The organism is Geobacillus sp. Manikaran-105 (genome assembly GCF_002809955.1).
GTDB classification, from domain to species: domain Bacteria; phylum Bacillota; class Bacilli; order Bacillales; family Anoxybacillaceae; genus Geobacillus; species Geobacillus thermophilus.
The window spans coordinates 1-18603 of record NZ_PIJG01000056.1 but is presented as its reverse complement, the minus strand read 5'-3'; the positions used below and the strand labels follow the sequence as shown (position 1 = coordinate 18603).

Sequence of the window (18603 nt, the reverse complement as noted above, 5' to 3'; positions counted from 1 at the left end):
AATTCGGGAGTGTGGTATGCTTGTTCATAGAGAGCACCTCCTGGGTTTGTTTGTGTTGCTACTCACATTCTACAGGAAAGGTGCTCTTTTTTCTATACCATTTGGATTTTATTGGATAATCAACACGCCTGGCTTTCAACGTGTGTTTACCGAGCATGTGTACCCGAAATTCGCCCGCATTGTCCGCCATTTTCAAGAGAAAGGGGAATTGGCCGAGCTGCCGGTCGATTCCGTCATGCGCCTGACGATCACATCGCTTGCCGGCTTTTTGGCCGCCCGCTTTCTCCTTTTGCCTGACCACCATTGGGACGATGAGGCGGAGATGGAGCGGACGATTCACGTGTTGATGAACGGTCTGCGGCGCTAGACGGCCGGCTTCCGCGTGGGAGCCGGCCTAGCCGTTTTTCTTGGCATAATCGAGGATGGCTTTGGCAAAGTGTTTAAAATCATCGAGATGGTGGTCGATGATGGCTTGCAAAATGCCAAGGTTCAGTTGTTGGTAGTTGTGAACGGCGATGTTGCGGAATCCGACCATGGCCTTCATGTTTTTGCTTATGGCAGGAGAGATTACGCCGTACTCTTCGAGGAGAGTGAATGCATCGCGGCTATGCTGCGGCAATCCGAATTTCTGCTCGGCCACAATATGCATGGCCAAATCGATGCATGCCTCGCACGCCCGCTGTAAATTCAGAACGATCGAATCTTGTTTTGTGTAATTTTGTAAATTTTTTGGATCGCCGTTATATTCTTCACGAATTCGTTTCAGGCAGTGTTCGATCACGCTGATCTTGTTTAAAATGACATCACTTTTCATATATGCTCCCGCTTTCCGTAATTTGTTTTAACACCGGTGCTCTCTCTTCGTTTAGTTTCACATACATTTTCAATGTTTTCATTTCGAACTCAGCCCGTTTCCGCTCGTCGCGGCAATCAATGGCTTTTCCCGTCGAGACGACTTGCGCTTGAAACACGGTGCTGGCTTGGCGCAAATCGACAAGATCGACATCTCGCCCTAACTTGTCAGCCAAATGCCCCGCGAGCCGAAACAGCTCATACGGATCATGCGGTTCGCCGTCGCTGACAAAGGCGATATCGACATCACTGTCCGGGCGCATCGCCCCACGGGCGGCTGAACCGAACAGGTAGATGACGAACGGGTGAAGAGCCGGGCGGAGCGTCTGAATGATGATCGTCTCCATTTCGTTTGGCAATCGCGATGCCCCCTTGCGTTTTTCTTCATTATAGCAAAATCTTAATAGCAAAATCTTATTGTTCTTGGCGAAAAGATGGAAAAAGAAAAAGGGATGGCGATGATGCGCCAATCCCTCTGAGCGAAAGAAGCAGGGGCTGATTGATTCATTTCCTCCTTACATACAAACTTCGGGGCGGCTCTTTTTGCTGCTCTTCCCTAAAACACTTCCTCACCCCGAAAACGGGATGGGGCGATGTTCGAGTCATTCGGGTGATGGATGATATAGGTGTGCGCGTTGGTCGTTAAGCCACAATTAGGCGATTTCCGCCACAATGGCATTGTCCTTGACATCGATACGGATCGCACGCACCGATTGATCCGCGTCAAGCAGGCAGTCGGCGATGTTGTCTTCGACATGCTCTTGGATGACGCGGCGGAGCGGGCGGGCGCCGAAGGCCGGATGGTAGCCGAGTTCGGCCAGTTTTTCTTTCGCCGCTTCCGTCACCTCGAGTTCAATGCCTTGCTCGCGCATCGCCGCTTTGACGTCAGCGAGCATCAGGTCGACGATCTCAAGCAAGTGTGCTTTTTCGAGCGGCTTGAACTCGATGATGGCGTCGAAGCGGTTCAAAAATTCCGGCTTGAAGTAGGCGCTCAAAGAGTCAAGGACGCTTGTTTGCCCGTTGCCCTCTTTTTCAAAGCCGACGGTGATTTTTTTGTCGGTCGCACCGGCGTTGCTTGTCGCGATGATGACCGTGTCTTTGAAGCTGACGGTGCGGCCTTGGCTGTCGGTTAGGCGGCCATCTTCTAAAATTTGCAAGAAGATGTGCTGTACATCCGGGTGCGCCTTTTCAATCTCGTCAAGCAAGATGATGCTGTACGGATTGCGGCGCACTTTTTCCGTCAGCTGGCCGGCTTCTTCAAAGCCGACATAGCCCGGCGGCGAACCGATCAGCTTCGAGACGGAATGTTTCTCCATGTATTCGCTCATATCGAGGCGAATCATGGCGTCTTTTGTGCCAAACAGCTCCTCGGCGAGCGTTTTGGCGAGCTCCGTTTTCCCGACGCCGGTCGGGCCGACGAACAAGAACGAACCGATCGGGCGGTGTTTCGCTTTCAAGCCGGCGCGGCTGCGGCGAATGGCTTTGGCGACTTTTTTCACCGCTTCCGCTTGGCCGATCACTTTTTTCGCCAAGTGTTCTTCGAGATGTTTCATTTTTTCTTTTTCATCGGCTTGCAGCTTGCCGACGGGGATGCCGGTTTTCTCGGCGATGATTTGTTCGATGTCGGCGGCATCGACGACAGGGCGTTCTTGGTTGACGCCTTGCTCGAGTTGTTTTTCGAGCTTCAGCTCTTCATCGCGCAGTTTCGCCGCCAATTCGTAGTTTTCTTCTTTCGCCGCTCGTTCTTTTTCTTTCGCGATTTGGATCAACCGCTCTTGCAGTTGTTTTTCATCGGTCGGACCGAGGCGCAAGTTCGCTTTCGAGCCGGCCTCGTCAAGCAAGTCGATGGCTTTGTCCGGGAGGAAGCGGTCTTGAATGTAGCGGTGCGACAGTTTCACGCACGCTTCGATCGCTTCATCCGTATAGCGGACATGGTGGAACTGTTCGTATTTCGGCTGGATGCCTTTTAAGATGACGATCGCTTCCTCAACGGTCGGCTCGTGGACGATGACCGGTTGGAAGCGGCGCTCAAGAGCCGCGTCTTTTTCAATTTGCCGGTATTCTTTGAGCGTCGTCGCCCCAACGACTTGCAGTTCCCCGCGGGCGAGCGCCGGTTTTAAAATATTGCCGGCGTCCATCGAGCCTTCAGCGGCGCCAGCGCCGACGAGCAGGTGGATTTCGTCAATGAACAAGATGATGTTTTTCCGCTCTTGCAATTCGGCGATGAGCCGTTTCATCCGCTCTTCAAATTGACCGCGGATGCCGGTGTTGGCGACAAGCGACGCCACATCAAGCAAGTACACGTCTTTGTTCAATAGTTTTTCCGGCACTTGCCCTTCGGCGATTTTCAGCGCGAGCCCTTCAACGATGGCTGTTTTCCCGACACCCGGCTCCCCGATCAACACCGGGTTGTTTTTGTTGCGGCGGTTTAAAATTTCGATCACGCGGGCGATTTCTTTGTCGCGGCCGATGACCGGATCGATCAAGCCCGCTTTCGCCATTTGCGTCAAGTTGCGGCCGAATTGATCCAAAAATCCACCGCCATGGCTTTGCGGGCGCTTCGCCATCGTTTTCGGCGCGCTCATTCCGGCGTTGGCGGCTGTGAACGGGCTAGTAAAGAAGTCATCAAAGGAAAACGGTGAAAAGCCGAAGTTCATCGGAATGGACAGTTGTTGTTTTTGCTTTTCATAGCATTCATGGCACAGGTGAAGTTGTTGTTTTTCCCCGTTCCATTGCAAGTTGACAAACACTGTTGCTTCACGTTGTTGGCATGCTTGGCATAGCATGAGACATACCCCCTTTTCTCTTATTCGGGATTTGACTTTGACTTTCTTTGACTTTCTGACTTTATTATACTTTGATCTTTTTTGACTTTCAAGTGTTTTGTACAAAAAAATTGTAATAACGATGAAATGTTTTTGAAAAAATGGTGAATACTAATGTAGGTGCGGCAAAGCTATGATAAAGTGAAAAACAGAAAAAGAGGCGGAAAAGACTCCGTCTTTGGTGCTCATGATGATCATGAATTTGAAGGAAAAAGGAGAAAGGTGAAGATGAGAAGACAGGTTGGTTTCGCGTTTGCTGTTGTACTTTTGGGGATGATGATCATGGCTGCTTGTACAAATCACAACAAGCAAGCTGAGACGCCGGCCGTGCTTGACGTGAAAATCGATGCGCCGGATCATATCGATTTGAACAAACCGACCAAGCTCGCCTGCGTCGTGACGTACGGCGGCGAAAAAGTAGACGATGCGAACGAAGTCAAGTTTGAAGTATGGAAGCATGGAAGCGACGAGCGGGAAATGCTTGAAGCGAAGCATGACGGCGACGGCCGATACTCGGTGGAAAAAACGTTCACCGAAGCGGGAACATATTCGGTGGTCGCCCATGTGACGGCGCGCGACATGCATAACATGCCGAAGAAAGATATTGTCGCCGGCAGCCCGGAACAGGCGGCGACGGCTGACGGTGCGCGCGAAAATTCCCAAGGCAGTGCTGAAGAACACCATCATGGCGCCGTCGCCATTTCGCTGTCGTCCCGTTCGTTCGAAGCCGGAAAACCGGCGGCGTTGACCGTCCGCCTCTCCAAAGATGGGAAGCCGTTGACAGGTGCGACCGTTCGTTTTGAGATTTGGCAGGCGGACAATAAGCATGAATTTGTCGATGCAAAGGAAAAAGGAAACGGCGAGTACGAAGCCATGGCCACGTTTGCCAACAAAGGAACGTATTCGGTGAAAGTGCACGTCGAAGGAAGCGGCGGGCTGCACGAACATCAAGTCGAACAAGTGACGGTTCATTGATGGAAACGCGATTTCACATCGCATGACATATTAATGAAGAGAGTTTGCGGTGTGTGAGAAGGCATCTTGTCTCGGATGCCTTCTTTTTTCGTTCTGTCGTCTTTCTTGTCCATGCCGGACATATACATATATATGGAAAAGCAACGGACAAGAGAGGGAGATGGAGGATTTGGGCAAGAGACACGAGTGGTCGGAGGCGTGGCAAATCGCTTCTGTTTACGTTGGAACGGTGATTGGGGCAGGATTTGCGACCGGAAGAGAGATTATGGAATTTTTCACTCGTTATGGGACGGCTGGAACGGTGGGCATCATCATCAGCGGTTGTTTGTTTATATGGGGAGGCGCGCGGCTCATGGTGATGGCGCGCCGAATTGGAGCTGCGTCCTATGATGAGTTGAATCGCTATTTGTTCGGGAACATGTTGAGCCCGTTTGTGACGCTCGTGATGACGGTGATGATCGCAGGGGTGACGGCGGTGATGATCGCGGGGGCGGGGGCGGTGTTTGAAGAGCAGCTCGGCTGGACACGGCAGGCAGGCGTCACGCTGACGCTCGGGTTGGCGCTTTTGGTCATGCTGCTTGACCGCAAAGGATTGTTTGGCGTCAACGTGTTCGTCGTGCCGATGATGATGATCTTGAGCGTTGCCGTATGGATCAAAATGATGATGGCTGGCGACTTATGCCGACCGGATATAGCGGCATCGGATTATTCACTGAAGGCAATGTTGTCCCCGTTTTCGTATGCGGCGTTTAACTTGGCGATGGCGCAAGCGGTGTTGGTGCCCGTTGCCCGCGAAGCGGCCAGTGAGCGGGCGGTGAAGCGCGGGGCGATGTTGGGTGGGGGGATCCTAACAGGGTTGTTGCTTCTCAACCATATTGTGTTGCTGTCGTTTCCGCAAAAGGATGGTTACGATATTCCGATGGCCGAAGTAGTTCGTGCGTTTTTTGCCATGCTGTATTGGTTGTATGTCGTCGTCATTTACGGAGAAATTTTTACCTCGGTCATCGGCGGCTTGTTTGGGCTTGCCCGTCAAGCGCGCATTTGGGTGCCGATCAGTGGAAAAGGGATCGGCGTGCTGCTCGTGTTGGTGTTTGCCGCGGTCAGCCCGTTTCGCTATGGGGAGTTGTTGTCGTTTCTTTATCCGCTGTTTGGCTACATGAGCCTGATGTTATTGTGGCTCCTTTGGCGCCGCAAGCTGCCGCGTTAGCAAACAGGCCCTTTCGCTTTCCCTGCCTCTTCTGTTCTGGTGCGGGGGGCGAAAGGGCTTATTGTTTTTCCGTACACCGCCCACCCAATAGGCATTCCCTCGCTTTCATTGCGTTTCGCAAAACGGGGGCTTTTTTCGAGATGGTCCTCCCGCATGCGGATGTTGAAAGCATGATTACGAGCGAAAACGGGCGATCATCGCTTCCAAATTGCGGGCTGCGGCGGCCAGGGCGTCAGCTTCTCCCGCCAGTTCATGAAGAGCGAGTGTTTGCCGCTCGAGCCCCGCCGCCGTCTCTTGCACCATATCGGAAAAGTCGGCCGTTTCTGTCACTTTTTTCAACGCTCGTTTCGACCGACGCTGTTTCGTCAGTTCGCTCATAGACGATTCTCCTTTTTTCATTTGTCTATTTTCAATAATATATAGAAGATTTTGTCGAATCAATAGGATGAAAGGGGGATGCATAAAAATATCGATCGGTTGGGAGACTATTCCGTAAACGGAAAGGCGAGGGGATGTTCGTGGGTTTATTCTCATTTTGGAAAAAAAAGAAAAAACGCCCCCCTCAGCGGCCCATTTCGCAGCTTTGGGAAACGCTGCGGCAATCGAGCGATTTTGTCGAAGTGTCGTTTGTTGTGGGAGGTAAGGAGCTGTCGATTTATTATTTTGATTCACTCGTCGATCCGCAAGTGCTGCAAGAGCGGATTCTTTGCCATTTGCAAAACGACATTCCAAACCATCCAACTGTCCGTTTGGAAGACTTGCAGCAAATCGTGCCGATTCAGCGCATTGAGGTGAGTGAAGACACGGCACTGATTGAAGAGAAGGTGCTGAAAGGGTTTGTCGCGGTCACCTTCCGCGAGCAGCCAAACAAAGCGGCGCTCATGAGCGCCGCGGCTGAAAATTTGGGGCTTCGGGAAAACAATGATTCGGAAAACGAATTCAGCGTCGTCGGACCGAAAGTCGGATTTGTGGAAAACGTCGGGGTCAACTTGCATCTCATCCGCCGGCAAGTGGTGACGCCGAATCTTGTGTTTCGGGAAATGTCGATTGGTTCGGTGTCGAAAACGAAAGTGGTCATCGCCTACATCGATGGCGTCGCCAATCCGGAAGTCGTTCAAACGGTGACGCAGCGGCTTGAGTCCATTCATTTTGACCTCGTGTTTGACAACGCCGTTTTGGATCAGCTGCTTGCGGACAATTCACGGACGCCGTTTCCTCTGTTTATCTCGACCGAGCGGATCGACCGGGCCATCTATGCGCTTGTGTCGGGTCAGGTGGCCATTTTTTGCGACGGCTCCCCGTATGCCGTGATTGGCCCCGCCGCTCTTTTCGATTTTTTTACGTCGCCGGAAGACTATTATTTGCCATGGGTGCTCGGCACGTTTTTCCGGCTCATCCGGTTTTTCGGCGTTGCGTTCTCGGTGTTAGCGTCGCCGATTTATGTGGCGGTGCTGACGTATCATTATGAAATGATTCCCGAAGACTTGCTCGGCCCGATCATTTATTCCCGCTCGAACGTGCCGTTTCCGCCGATGCTCGAGGTGCTGTTTTTGGAAATTACGATTGAGCTGTTGCGCGAGGCCGGGGCGCGGCTGCCGACGAAAGTCGCACAAACGCTCGGGATTGTCGGCGGGATTGTCATCGGGCAAGCAACCGTTGATGCCGGGCTGACGAGTACGATTTTGTTGATTGTCGTCGCGTTGGCGGCGCTCGCTTCGTTTACAACGCCGATTTTCAAAATGTCCAACACGATTCGGTTCATTCGGTTTCCGTTTATTTTGTTTGCTGCATGTTGGGGCGGGATCGGCATTATCTTTGCCGTCTGCGGGCTGCTCATTCATTTAGGGCGGCTGCAGTCGTTTGGCTATCCGTATTTGCTGCCGTTTTATCCATTTCGTGTGCGCAGCTTCCGCGATACATTCGTTCGTTCGCCATACAGTGAAACGGCGGAGCGGCCGATGTTTCTTCGTCCGCGGTCGCGGTTTCGTTACGATCCGAATGCGGCGAAGCAAAAACGCGATATTGATGAGTAAGGGGGATCGTGATGAGGCGTGGGCTTCTATGGCTCGGTGCGCTGCTGTTGCTTGGCGGCTGCGCCAGTTCGCGGCCGATTGATGAAATTCAAATTATCCAACAGATGGGGTATGATTTCGAGAACGGCCGCTACACGGGCACCGCGGTGTACCCGACGTTCAAGCAAGGGCCGATGACAAAGCCGAATATGCTGACGACGACGTCGCCGACGGTCTACGACTTGATTCCGCGCCTGTCATCGAAATCCGCGCTGCCGGTTGAGGAAGGGCAGCTGCGCTTGATTTTGTTCGGCAAGGAGTTTGCCAGGCGGGGGGTGACGCAAATTACGCACAGCCTCGCGCGCAACAACAAAGTCGGCAGTCATTTGCTGCTTGGCGTGGCGGAAGAAAGCGCGAAGGAGCTGCTGAAAATCGCGGCGAACACGACGCTGAGCGATACGTTGTATTTGCCGAATCTGGTGGAGCAGAATGAGCAGTCGATGAACTTGCCGAAAACGAATTTGCACTTGTTTTTGTATCGCTATTTTTCCCCAGGCAGCGATCCGTTTTTGCCGTATTTTGAGAAAAAAGGAGATTTCGCCAAGCTTGAAGGGGTCGCGTTGTTTCGCGACGACCGATACGTGGGGCATGTGAGTTTGCGTGATTCGTTTTTAATGAAAATTTTGCTTGGAGAAACGAAAAACGGCGTCTACCAGCTGAAGGTTGGGAATCGCGGGAAACAGGGCGAGGATCGGGTGATGCTGCAAAACTTATGGGCGAAGCCGAAATATGAATGGAAGCGTGATGGAAGCCGCCATGTGCTTGATGTGTTCGTCCATATCCATGCGTCGGTGCGGGATTACCCGTCATGGCTCGATCAGCCGGGTCAAGATTTGTTTGCTGATGTGAAGAAAAAAATGCAAAACGAATTGGAGCATAATATGCGTCGGTTATTCCGTTATTTTCAGAAAAAACGGATTGACCCGCTCGGCATCGGCGATTTTGTTCGCAGTGTGACAAGACATTGGGATTCCGACGCGTTTTACCGTGAATACCCGGATCTAGACATCCGCCCGCACGTCACGGTGGATATCGTCCATACCGGCATTGGCGAATAAGACGGGGAACATGAGGAGGGATTAGGATGAAGCAGGCCATTCAGGAACGGTTTCTCATCTCCCCGTTTCTTGTGTTTTTTGTCATTCATGCTACGCAAGTTGGGGTCGGGGCACTCAATTTTCAGCGTCCACTGATGAAAGAGGCGGGGCAGGATGCCTGGATGGCAGTCTTAATGGCCGGGCTGGCGGCGCACGTGTTGATTTGGCTGATGTATCGGCTGCTGTCGCATTTGCCATCAGGCGGAGACCTCGTGTCGCTTCATGAACAGTACTTCGGGCGGTGGATCGGCGGGGTGCTGAGCCTTGGACTTCTTTTTTACTACGCGTTGGCGGCGTTTATGGTGCTTCAATCATACATTGAAATCATTAAAGTATGGGTGTTCCCGTTGATGGGGGTGTGGCAGTTCAGCCTTATGTTTTTGCTGATGACGTATTATGTCGTCTCCGGCGGGTTTCGCGTCGTTGTCGGCTTATGCGTTTGGGGGGTGGTGACTCCGCTGTTGACGATTTTTCCGATGGTTTTCTTTCCGCTTGAGTATGCTCAATACCGGAATTTATTGCCGGTGTTCGACCATTCGTTTGGGCAATTGGCAAAAGCATCGAAAGAGATGGTGCTGCAATATTTAGGGTTTGAAATGCTGCTGATGTATTACCCGTTTTTAAAACAGGCTCCGTCCTCGCAAAAGTGGGCGCATGCGGCCAACGCATTTACGATGTTCATTTATTTTGTTTTGATCCTTATTTCCATCGTGTTTTATAACAAAGAGCAAATTCAGCATATTACATGGCCGACGCTGACGATGGCCAAAATTCCGGAAGTGCCGTTTATCGAGCGGATGGAGTATATTGTCATCTCGATTTATGTGCTCGTTGTGTTCCCGATCATCGCGGTCTCTATTTGGGCGGCGACGCGCGTGATCAAACAGCTGTTTGCTGTTCAGCAGCGCCGTTCGCTTCCGGTGTTGCTCGCTTGCTTGTTTGTCGGGGGAATGTTTTTTCAGGAGAAGACACATATTGAGCAGTTGACGGAATGGACAGCAAAGGCGGGATTTTATCTTGTCGCGGTGTATGTTCCGCTTTTGTATCTATACGTATGGACGGCGGAAAAAGTGAAAAAGGCGCTACAACAAAAGCCATAAGTATGGTATAGTAATATGGAAAACAGAAGAATCGCAATTCCGTACACTTGTACGGGAGAGGTTTCTAGCAAAACCCTCTATAAAAAACTAGGGACGGCTGTATCCTAGGGGTATGGCCTTTTTTGTTTTGGAAACCTCTTCTTCTGCTGATTCAGAAGGAGGTTGATTGTGATGAAGATGAAGGAAGAAAAGGCGGTCGTCGTCTTCAGCGGCGGCCAAGACAGCACGACGTGTTTGGTTTGGGCGAAAGAGCAGTTTGGGGAAGTGGAAGCGGTGACGTTTGACTATGGGCAGCGTCATCGCCGCGAAATTGAAGTCGCTCAGGCAATTGCCGCTGAGCTTGGCGTTCGCCATACGGTGCTCGATATGTCGCTGCTTGGGCAATTGGCGCCGAACGCCTTGACGCGTGATGATATCGCCATCGAACAAAAGGAAGGCGGGCTGCCGACGACGTTTGTGGACGGACGCAATTTGTTGTTTTTATCGTTCGCGGCGGTGCTTGCCAAACAGCGGGGCGCGCGCCATATTGTGACGGGAGTGTGCGAGACGGATTTCAGCGGCTATCCGGACTGCCGCGATGTGTTTATCAAATCGTTGAACGTCACGCTGAATTTAGCGATGGATTACGAATTTGTCATTCATACGCCGCTCATGTGGCTGACGAAAGCGGAGACGTGGAAGCTCGCGGATGAGCTCGGGGCGCTCGAGTTCATTCGCACGAAGACGCTGACGTGCTATAACGGCATCATCGCCGACGGCTGCGGCGAATGTCCAGCATGCGTGCTGCGCAAGCGCGGGTTGGATGACTATTTGCGGGAAAAAGCGGGGGTGGAGCGGCCATGATGCACCAGCTTTATCCGCAAGTGATGCACCCTTACCGCTATGAGCTGAACAAAGATATGCACATCGCCGCCGCCCATTTCATCCCGCACGAAGCGGCCGGGAGCTGCGCCAACGTGCACGGCCACACGTACATCGTCAATGTGACGATTGCTGGCGATGAGCTCGATGAAAGCGGATTTTTGGTCAATTTTCAAACGATCAAACAGCTTGTGCATGGAAAGCTGGATCATACGTTGCTCAATGACCATGCCGATTGCTTTGATGAAAACGACCCGAACCGGTTTCCGACGACGGAAGTGGTGGCGCGCACGATTTATGAAACGATTCAGCGCTATTTGGATACGCTGCCGCACAAGCCGACATGTTTGCAAGTGTTTGTCCGCGAAACGCCGACGAGCTATGTCGTCTACCGGCCGAAAGCGGGGGACCGGTAATGGCGCGCACGATCCCGGTGCTAGAGATTTTTGGTCCGACCATCCAAGGAGAGGGAATGGTGATCGGCCAAAAGACGATGTTCGTCCGCACAGCCGGCTGCGATTATCGCTGCCGCTGGTGCGATTCGGCGTTTACGTGGGACGGATCAGCGAAAGACGAGATCGAGCAGTTGACGGCAGACGACATTTGGCGGCGGCTTGAAGCCATGGGCGGCCGCCGCTTCCGCCACGTGACGATTTCAGGCGGCAACCCGCTTCTCATTGCCGCTCTTGGAGAGCTTGTCGCCCTTCTTCACGAAAAAGGGGTGCGCGTTGCGGTTGAAACGCAAGGGAGCCGCTGGCAAGACTGGCTGCTCGATGTAGACGATGTCACCATTTCCCCAAAACCGCCAAGTTCGGGGATGGACACCGACTGGTCGGCGCTCGACCAACTCATCGGGCGGTTGCAGAAAGATCAAAACCGGACGCGGCGCGTCAGTTTGAAAGTCGTCGTCTTTGATGACGCCGATTTGGCGTACGCGAAAGAGGTGCACTGCCGCTACCCAAGTGTTCCGTTTTATTTGCAGACAGGAAACGCCGATGTGGCCGATTCAGATGTGGATGCACTCCGCACAAAGCTTCTCCATCGGTTGGAATGGCTGGTGGAGCAAGCCGCCGATTCGGAGGAGCTGGCCGACGTCCACATCTTGCCGCAGCTGCACACGCTTCTTTGGGGAAACAAGCGTGGCGTGTAAAGCGGGGGTGCGGCCGCTCACGTTGCATGAATCAAAGGGAGGAATGAAGGAATGGCAGGAAGAAAAGAGGAAGAATTGAAAGACTTGACGCTGCTTGGCCATCAAGGGACAACGTATTCGTTTACGTACAATCCCCATCTTCTTGAAGTGTTTGACAACAAACATCCTGACCGGGATTATTTCGTGAAGTTCAATTGTCCGGAGTTCACCTCGCTATGTCCGAAAACCGGCCAGCCGGACTTCGCGACGATTTACATCAGCTACATCCCGGACAAAAAATGCGTCGAAAGCAAATCGTTGAAGCTGTATTTGTTCAGCTTCCGCAATCATGGCGACTTTCACGAAGACTGCGTCAACATCATTATGAACGATTTGATTAAAGTCATGGAACCGCGCTATATCGAAGTGTGGGGCAAATTCACCCCGCGCGGCGGCATTTCCATCGATCCGTACTGCAATTGGGGGCGCCCGGGGACAAAATACGAAAAAATGGCGGAATACCGGCTGCTCAACCACGACTTGTATCCAGAAAAAGTCGACAACCGCTAAACTACAAAAAAGAGGTAGTTTTTTCGCCAACACTCCTATATAATGGACAGTGAATGTTTGCCTTGGAGGTTTTGGCGTTGGAGCGAAGAACAGCTCTTTTGCTTGGGGCGAGCGGCTTGGTCGGCGGGGAACTGCTCAAGTTGCTGCTTGAGTCGGATTTGTACCGGCAAGTGACCATTTTTGTCCGCACCCCGCTGCCGATTAAACATGAAAAACTGCAGCAAGTCGTCGCCGATTTTGCGCGGCTTGAATCGTATGAGCGGCATTTTTATGTCGATGATGTGTTTTGCTGCCTCGGAACGACGCGGAAAAAGGCGAAAACGAAGCAGCAGTTCATTCAAGTTGACTATGAATATACGCTGCGCGCGGCGGCGTTGGCGGAAAAGTGCCGCGTGAAAAGCTTTTTGACCGTCTCTTCGGTTGGCGCCAACCCGTGTTCGCCGTTTTTTTACCAGCGCGTCAAAGGAGAGGTGGAAGAGGCGTTGCAGCGGCTTTCCATCCCATCGCTTCATATTTTCCGTCCATCGTTGCTCGTCGGCAAGCGTCGGGAGTTCCGCCTTGGCGAGATGCTCGCCGGGTGGCTGTTATGCCGGCTGCCGTTTTTGTTCGTCGGCAAATGGAAAAAATATAAGCCGGTTGACGCCCATCAGCTTGCTTTGGCGATGTTTTACCGGGCGGCGTCCGCAGCGAACGGCGTCCACATCTATGAATGTGATGAACTCGCCCGCATTTCGTAAACAAAAAAGAGGCTCTTGACGGCCTCTTTTTTCTATTCAATAATCTTATAATTTTTATGGTTGACCACCGTCCGCTCTTGCAAATCAAGCTCGCGGTAGTTTTTCATATATGTCAAATCGACGATGACCGAGTTTTCGTTCACTTTTTCCACGATGCCGCGCAATCCATTTTTAAATTCAATAATGTCCCCGACTTTTGCTTTTTTCACCATTCTATCATTCCCCTTTTTAAACCGAATATAGTCGTCGGCCGCTAAAACGGACGTGATCGGCCGAAAAGGCGGCCGGCCGGTGCGCCCTGGCCGTTGTGCCCGCTCTTTATAAAAAGGAGCAGGCGCTTTTTTACTAGTTTGCCTTATTTTTATGCACAAGTAAAGGGGTTTCTTTCCTAAAATCTGATATTTTAAAAAAAAACAAGGGGCGAAGCCGTCCCCTTGTTTTCGTCTACTTGGCAAACACATGGTTGCCGATGACGACCGTCACCGGACGGGAGCGCAGCCATTTGCTTTTCGCCGTTTTCGGATTGTAGAAATAGAGCGAGCCGTTTCCTAAACCGCGAAAAGCAAGTGCTTCTTCAACGGCGCGATATGATTCACGGTCAGCGGGTTCATTGATCGTTCCGTTTGCGACCGGTGTGAATGCATAATGGCCGCCAGAGCGCTCATAAATAACGGCGCGGATCGTATCCGGAAAATCCGGATGGTCGACGCGGTTGAGCACGACCGTTGCCACGGCTACTTTCCCGGCGTACGGCTCCCCTTTCGCCTCAGCATGGACGAGGCGAGCGAGCAAGTCTTTTTCCGCCGCTGTAATGCCTGCGTTCGGGATGATCAGTTTTTCGCCAGGATACAGCCAATCGTCTTTTCTATTTTTTTGCATCAGCTGTTTGAGCGGCACGCCGTATTGCTTCGCGATTTTCCAAAGCGTGTCGCCGCGCTTGACAGTGTGGATGGTTGCCGCATCGGCATGGCCGGCAAAGAAAAACATCCCGCACAACACCGCCATCACCCATGCTTTTCCTTTTTTCATCCTGATCCCCCCTCTCGTAAACTCGCTACTAGAGTAACAAGGATGGGAAGATGATTCATTATCGAAATGATGGAAAAAGTGCGCGAAGCATTGAAATGACTAGTTTCATAGGAGGAATGGAAATTTCTCCGCAAGCCAAAACATCCGGCTTTCGGGGCGGAAAGCCGGATGTGAAGCCGCAAAGACGGGAACGTTCAGCTGCGCGGAACATCTGTATAGTGATAAATAATGTGGCCGCCGCGCTGGGCGATGCCGCGAAATCGTTTAAAATCGGGCTGTTTGACAAGCACGGCGCGAAAAACAGGGAAGTCCTCTTTTTTCACCAGCAGTTCGGAGATGATTCCGTTGCGCAAATCATGGATTTGCTTGGCCGCCAACGTTTCATCCATCTGATTCCCTCCCAACGTCCATGTGAGGTTGCTGCTGTTATTTATCATAGCGCAACCGGCGTTTAGGATAAATACCTATATTTTGGCCGGGCAAACACCCTTTGCTTGTGCCGACATACAATATGGATGGGTACGCGCCCCGACAACTATGAGCGAGAAAGGGAGAGGACAATGAATCATTGGGACCCTCATATGAATGATCCGTTTCTGAACGCCTCAAACCAAGGCGATAAGGCCGGGCGAATGGACAATAATGCACCGCCCGTGGCGCCGCTGCCGACCGCACCAGCGGCAATGCCGACAGCGTATTATCCGCCGGTGACTCCCTACTGGTGTCCGCCGGCTGTGCCGATGGCTCCTTTGGTCAGTCCGGCCCACCTTGACAGTCCGGACGAATTTGACAGCCCGGACAGCTCTGATATGATGCCCCCGGCGCCGCCGCTGGGCTTGGGAGCAGTGCCGAATGTGGCTCCGACCTTCGCCTGGCCGGTAGGAGGGGAAGAAAATGCACCGCCGCTGCCCGCTGACGGTGCCGTTGCTCCATACGATATGGCAGCTCCGTATGCAGGGGTGGGAGCTCCTGTTGCCGGTATGACGCCCGGCGTCGTTCCTAGTGCGATGCCGACCATGGGTGTCACGCCCGGTGTTGCCCCTAGCATCGCCCCCGGCGCTGTTCCGTATCCTCCGATGTGCTATCCGCCGGCTGCGCCGCTGCCATACGCCCCGGCGGCACCGTACGGTTATCCTGCTGCACCGCTGCCGCCGTATTACGGTGGGGTAGCTCCATATGCGCCCGGCCTTCCGGCGCCGTACGGCCCATATCGGTAAACCGTCAAAAAGACCGCTTCCACGCGGTCTTTTTTTATGTTCCACGGGGGACGGGCCCAGCATAGAGGCTCACCGGCTTGCCAGACGGCCGCTTCCCGTACAGGCGCCAGCATCAACCGCATTGTTCCCAACGCTCCCTTATGGCGGCATATATGTGTTCCCATTGCTGTCAATGGTATAATAAGGAACGTAGTTTTTCCCTCAAGAGAGGGAGGAAAAGACGAGGTTGGAGAAAAGAAAGGAGAAGAGGCAAATGGGCATGGAGCGGAAAACAGTGATTGTCACCGGCGGAGCGAACGGCATCGGCAAGGCGGTCTCCGCGATGTTTGCCAAACAAGGTGCGAATGTGGCCATCGTGGATCGGGATGTCAAAAAAGGGGAGGCGTTTGCCGAACAGTTGCGGGCGGATGGACGACATGCCATATTTGTGGCCGCCGATGTCCGGAAAGTGAGCGACATCGAACGGTTTGTGAACGAAACAGCCAGCCGTTTTGGCCGCATCGATTATCTCATTAATAACGCCGGCGTCTCGCGTTGGAAATCACCGTACGAGTTGACGGTGGATGAATGGGACGATGTGTTGTCGACAAATTTGCGCAGCGCCTTTTTTGCTTCTCGCGAGGCGGCAAAATATATGCGCCGCAACGCCAAAGGAGGGGCGATCGTGAATATTGCTTCTACAAGAGCGTTCATGTCTGAACCAAATTCAGAGGCGTACGCAGCGTCGAAAGGCGGTCTTGTCGCTCTCACCCACGCGTTGGCGGTGTCGTTTTCCGCTGACCGCATCCGCGTCAATTGCATCAGCCCCGGCTGGATCGAGACGGGCGATTACGGACAGCTGCGGGATGTCGACCACGGGCAGCACCCGGCCGGCCGCGTCGGCAAACCGGACGATATTGCCCGCGCCTGCCTGTACTTATGTGAGGAGGAAAACGATTTTATCACTGGGGCGAATTTCGTGATCGACGGCGGGATGACAAGGAAAATGATTTATATTGAGTAGGAAGAGGGCGTTTGCTAAAATTAATGAATATGGAGAACGGCTTTGCAGCAAAGGTGGGAGGCAATGATGAAAATCCGTAAAACGCCGATCATGGACGGGCAAGCCCCGGTCAACGTATATATTTATGAAAACCGGAAAGAGGAATACATCGTTCTAGCCATTCCGGCGCTTGAATGGTCGTTTTCGTTTTCCTATGGGGAAGAGGCCGGATCGGTAACCGAGCGGCTCGAGGCGTCGCTGCAAAAGCGGCTTGACCATGAACGTGCTGCCGCGTTGACCGCTCAGTTGCTTGCATGGGCGCGAGAAATGTAACTGGGCGGCCGCTTGTGACTTTGCATGTTAGGAGCTCGATGGTGAAGTGTTTAACAAGTCAAAGGTAATGGCAAGCTACATTGCATTTAGTCTGTTATGGCTCGTGGTTACCGACGCCTTGATCAATATGCTGCCGGTTGGCCGCGGTTTGTATATGGCGCTTGGCATCGCCAAAGGGGCCGTCTTTATTTTGTTGTCGGTCGTTTTTTTATACCAGCTGCTTACAAAGCGGGAGCAACTCGAGAAGGCGGAAGAAAACGAGCAGCAGTTGCTCACGCTCATTAACTCGATGCCTGATTTTGTTTGTTTTAAAGATAGCGAGGGACGCTGGCTGCGCGTCAATGATTTCGGCCGGCGGCTTTACCATCTCGAGCACATCGACTATGTCGGGAAAACCGATCGTGAACTTGGCGAGCTGGTGCCGTTTTTTAAGGATACCTTCGAACAGTGCATCGAATCGGACCGCGAGGCATGGAAAAGCGGGACATTGACGCGTCGAGAGGAATCGTTCGAGACGTTGGATGGGGAGCGGAAGACATTTGACGTCATTAAAGTGCCGTTGTTTGAAGAAAATGGGGCGCGCAAAGGACTATTGACCATCGGCCGTGATATTACCCAGCAAAAGCGGGCCGAAGAGCTGTTGCTCAAAAAAGAAAAACTGTCGGTGCTCGGAGAGCTGGCCGCCGGCATCGCCCACGAAATCCGCAACCCGCTCACATCGATGAAAGGGTTTATTCAAATGATGCAAGAAACGCGCGAAGTGAATGACGACTATATGCGCATTATGTTGAGCGAGCTTGGCCGCATCAATCAAATCGTCAGCGAGTTGCTCGTACTTGCCAAGCCGCAAAGCCATAATTACCGTCCATTTTTGTTAAGTGAGGCCGTTTCGTATGTCATCAGTTTGATCGGCCATGAGGCGACATTAAACAACGTTTTGATTTCTGTTCACAATAATGCCCCGAAAGCATGTGTGTACGGCGACCAGAACCAAATTGTTCAAGTGCTTTTAAACGTAATGAAAAACGCCATTGAAGCAATGCCTGGCGGCGGGAGTTTATACGTCCGCGTTTCCGAAGCGGGAGGAACGGTTTATTTGGATATTGCCGACACAGGCATTGGCATTTCCAAAGAGCGCCTGCAAAAAATCGGCGAACCGTTTTTTACGTTGAAAGAAAAAGGGATGGGGCTCGGGCTGACAACAAGCATGAAAATTATCCAGGAACATAAAGGGACAATGCAGATCGAGAGCGAAGTCGGAAAAGGGACGATTGTCCATTTGACGCTGCCGTCCAGCTATGCGGCCGACGCCGCAAGCGGCTGACAAAAGAGGCTGCTCCGACCAAACGTGTCCGCGCCCAAGGCGCGGACACGTTCTTGGTTATGAGCGGTTTTTTTTCGCTTGCTTGGCGGTGTCAACGCTGTCTTTGGCCATTTCCGCCTCTGTTTTCGAGACGGTCGGGTTGGCCACTTCTTGGCTTACTTTGTTTTGTCTCCCTTTTTTCGACATGCTTCCCCCTCCCTCTAGAAATGTTGATGTATCAAGGCTTTTCGGCCTCTCAGGGGTGTCCAAAAAATATTTTTCGACAAAATCCCTTACATCCTTTTTCAGTTTTG

The 18603-nt window shown here is 52.4% G+C and carries 22 protein-coding genes and 1 pseudogene; 15 read left to right on the top strand and 8 right to left on the bottom strand.

Translation table 11 applies throughout. The features are described from left to right. Positions 1-133: 133 nt before the first annotated feature. A pseudogene (locus CV945_RS14410) lies at positions 134-367 on the top strand (TetR/AcrR family transcriptional regulator); the annotation flags it as partial. Between the two features lie 27 nt (positions 368-394). On the opposite strand, the gene hepT reads toward CV945_RS14410, so the two are convergent. From hepT to CV945_RS14395, 3 genes are all read right to left on the bottom strand, one after another. Then, the gene (gene hepT / locus CV945_RS14405) at positions 395-814 is read right to left on the bottom strand and encodes a type VII toxin-antitoxin system HepT family RNase toxin (RefSeq protein ID WP_100660032.1); all 420 of its coding nucleotides are present in this window, start codon (positions 812-814) and stop codon (positions 395-397) included. Beyond that, positions 804-1199 (bottom strand): type VII toxin-antitoxin system MntA family adenylyltransferase antitoxin, encoded by a 396-nt coding sequence (mntA, locus tag CV945_RS14400; protein ID WP_031212949.1) that lies wholly within the window; start codon positions 1197-1199, stop codon positions 804-806. Before mntA ends, hepT begins: the two co-directional genes overlap by 11 nt. 306 nt (positions 1200-1505) lie before the next feature. Continuing rightward, positions 1506-3638 (bottom strand): ATP-dependent Clp protease ATP-binding subunit, encoded by a 2133-nt coding sequence (locus tag CV945_RS14395; RefSeq protein ID WP_100660031.1) that lies wholly within the window; start codon positions 3636-3638, stop codon positions 1506-1508. Positions 3639-3905: 267 nt separating this feature from the next. Here CV945_RS14395 and CV945_RS14390 point away from each other — a divergent pair, with 267 nt between their 5' ends. Together CV945_RS14390 and CV945_RS14385 are read left to right on the top strand one after the other, a co-directional pair. Beyond that, on the top strand, positions 3906-4652 hold the full coding sequence (locus CV945_RS14390; protein WP_063330222.1) for a FixH family protein: 747 nt from the start codon (positions 3906-3908) through the stop codon (positions 4650-4652). 160 nt (positions 4653-4812) lie between these two features. After that, a complete protein-coding gene (locus tag CV945_RS14385; RefSeq protein WP_100660030.1) occupies positions 4813-5859 on the top strand; it encodes a YkvI family membrane protein in 1047 nt (348 codons plus the stop codon). A gap of 174 nt (positions 5860-6033) precedes the next feature. On the opposite strand, the gene CV945_RS17335 is transcribed toward CV945_RS14385, so the two are convergent. Then, positions 6034-6237, bottom strand: coding sequence for a hypothetical protein (locus tag CV945_RS17335; protein ID WP_198518521.1), 204 nt, complete (start codon positions 6235-6237; stop codon positions 6034-6036). A gap of 140 nt (positions 6238-6377) precedes the next feature. On the opposite strand from CV945_RS17335, the gene CV945_RS14375 reads away from it, so the two are divergent. The 8 genes from CV945_RS14375 (at position 6378) to CV945_RS14340 (ending at position 13425) form a co-directional block, all read left to right on the top strand. Then, positions 6378-7892 carry a spore germination protein gene (locus tag CV945_RS14375; protein WP_100660028.1) on the top strand — a complete coding sequence of 505 codons (1515 nt, stop codon included), beginning with the start codon at positions 6378-6380 and terminating at the stop codon, positions 7890-7892. A gap of 11 nt (positions 7893-7903) precedes the next feature. After that, positions 7904-8989, top strand: a complete 1086-nt coding sequence (locus CV945_RS14370) for a Ger(x)C family spore germination protein (protein WP_100660027.1) — start codon at positions 7904-7906, stop codon at positions 8987-8989. A 26-nt stretch (positions 8990-9015) separates the two neighbouring features. Continuing rightward, a complete protein-coding gene (locus CV945_RS14365) occupies positions 9016-10128 on the top strand; it encodes a GerAB/ArcD/ProY family transporter (protein ID WP_100660026.1) in 1113 nt (370 codons plus the stop codon). A gap of 171 nt (positions 10129-10299) precedes the next feature. Further along, positions 10300-10971 (top strand): 7-cyano-7-deazaguanine synthase QueC, encoded by a 672-nt coding sequence (gene queC / locus CV945_RS14360; RefSeq protein ID WP_100660025.1) that lies wholly within the window; start codon positions 10300-10302, stop codon positions 10969-10971. Then, a complete protein-coding gene (gene queD / locus CV945_RS14355; protein ID WP_033011835.1) occupies positions 10968-11405 on the top strand; it encodes a 6-carboxytetrahydropterin synthase QueD in 438 nt (145 codons plus the stop codon). The genes queC and queD overlap by 4 nt, the downstream gene beginning before the upstream one ends. Then, positions 11405-12139, top strand: a complete 735-nt coding sequence (queE, locus tag CV945_RS14350; protein ID WP_100660024.1) for a 7-carboxy-7-deazaguanine synthase QueE — start codon at positions 11405-11407, stop codon at positions 12137-12139. The genes queD and queE overlap by 1 nt, the downstream gene beginning before the upstream one ends. Positions 12140-12190: 51 nt before the next feature. Next, complete coding sequence (gene queF / locus CV945_RS14345; RefSeq protein ID WP_033011832.1) at positions 12191-12688, top strand: preQ(1) synthase; 498 nt, start codon at positions 12191-12193, stop codon at positions 12686-12688. 53 nt (positions 12689-12741) lie between these two features. Then, positions 12742-13425, top strand: coding sequence for an NAD(P)H-binding protein (locus CV945_RS14340; RefSeq protein ID WP_020754933.1), 684 nt, complete (start codon positions 12742-12744; stop codon positions 13423-13425). A gap of 32 nt (positions 13426-13457) precedes the next feature. Here CV945_RS14340 and CV945_RS14335 read toward each other — a convergent pair whose 3' ends face one another. The 3 genes from CV945_RS14335 to CV945_RS14325 all read right to left on the bottom strand — a co-directional run bounded on the left by CV945_RS14335 (position 13458) and on the right by CV945_RS14325 (position 14843). Then, a complete protein-coding gene (locus CV945_RS14335) occupies positions 13458-13637 on the bottom strand; it encodes a YkvS family protein (protein WP_033005507.1) in 180 nt (59 codons plus the stop codon). Positions 13638-13869: 232 nt separating this feature from the next. Next, complete coding sequence (locus CV945_RS14330) at positions 13870-14454, bottom strand: cell wall hydrolase (RefSeq protein WP_033010575.1); 585 nt, start codon at positions 14452-14454, stop codon at positions 13870-13872. 194 nt (positions 14455-14648) lie between these two features. Further along, the gene (locus tag CV945_RS14325) at positions 14649-14843 is read right to left on the bottom strand and encodes a hypothetical protein (protein WP_033015881.1); all 195 of its coding nucleotides are present in this window, start codon (positions 14841-14843) and stop codon (positions 14649-14651) included. 171 nt (positions 14844-15014) lie between these two features. Here CV945_RS14325 and CV945_RS14320 point away from each other — a divergent pair, with 171 nt between their 5' ends. From CV945_RS14320 to CV945_RS14305, 4 genes are all read left to right on the top strand, one after another. Continuing rightward, the gene (locus CV945_RS14320) at positions 15015-15671 is read left to right on the top strand and encodes a hypothetical protein (RefSeq protein ID WP_100660023.1); all 657 of its coding nucleotides are present in this window, start codon (positions 15015-15017) and stop codon (positions 15669-15671) included. A gap of 253 nt (positions 15672-15924) precedes the next feature. Beyond that, on the top strand, positions 15925-16674 hold the full coding sequence (locus tag CV945_RS14315) for an SDR family NAD(P)-dependent oxidoreductase (protein WP_033010578.1): 750 nt from the start codon (positions 15925-15927) through the stop codon (positions 16672-16674). Positions 16675-16740: 66 nt separating this feature from the next. Beyond that, on the top strand, positions 16741-16986 hold the full coding sequence (locus tag CV945_RS14310; protein WP_100660033.1) for a YueH family protein: 246 nt from the start codon (positions 16741-16743) through the stop codon (positions 16984-16986). A 46-nt stretch (positions 16987-17032) separates the two neighbouring features. Then, the gene (locus tag CV945_RS14305) at positions 17033-18310 is read left to right on the top strand and encodes an ATP-binding protein (RefSeq protein WP_100660022.1); all 1278 of its coding nucleotides are present in this window, start codon (positions 17033-17035) and stop codon (positions 18308-18310) included. 57 nt (positions 18311-18367) lie between these two features. Here the strand turns inward: CV945_RS14305 and CV945_RS17790 are convergent, their stop codons facing one another. Beyond that, the gene (locus tag CV945_RS17790; RefSeq protein ID WP_255350130.1) at positions 18368-18496 is read right to left on the bottom strand and encodes a hypothetical protein; all 129 of its coding nucleotides are present in this window, start codon (positions 18494-18496) and stop codon (positions 18368-18370) included. Positions 18497-18603: the final 107 nt, after the last annotated feature.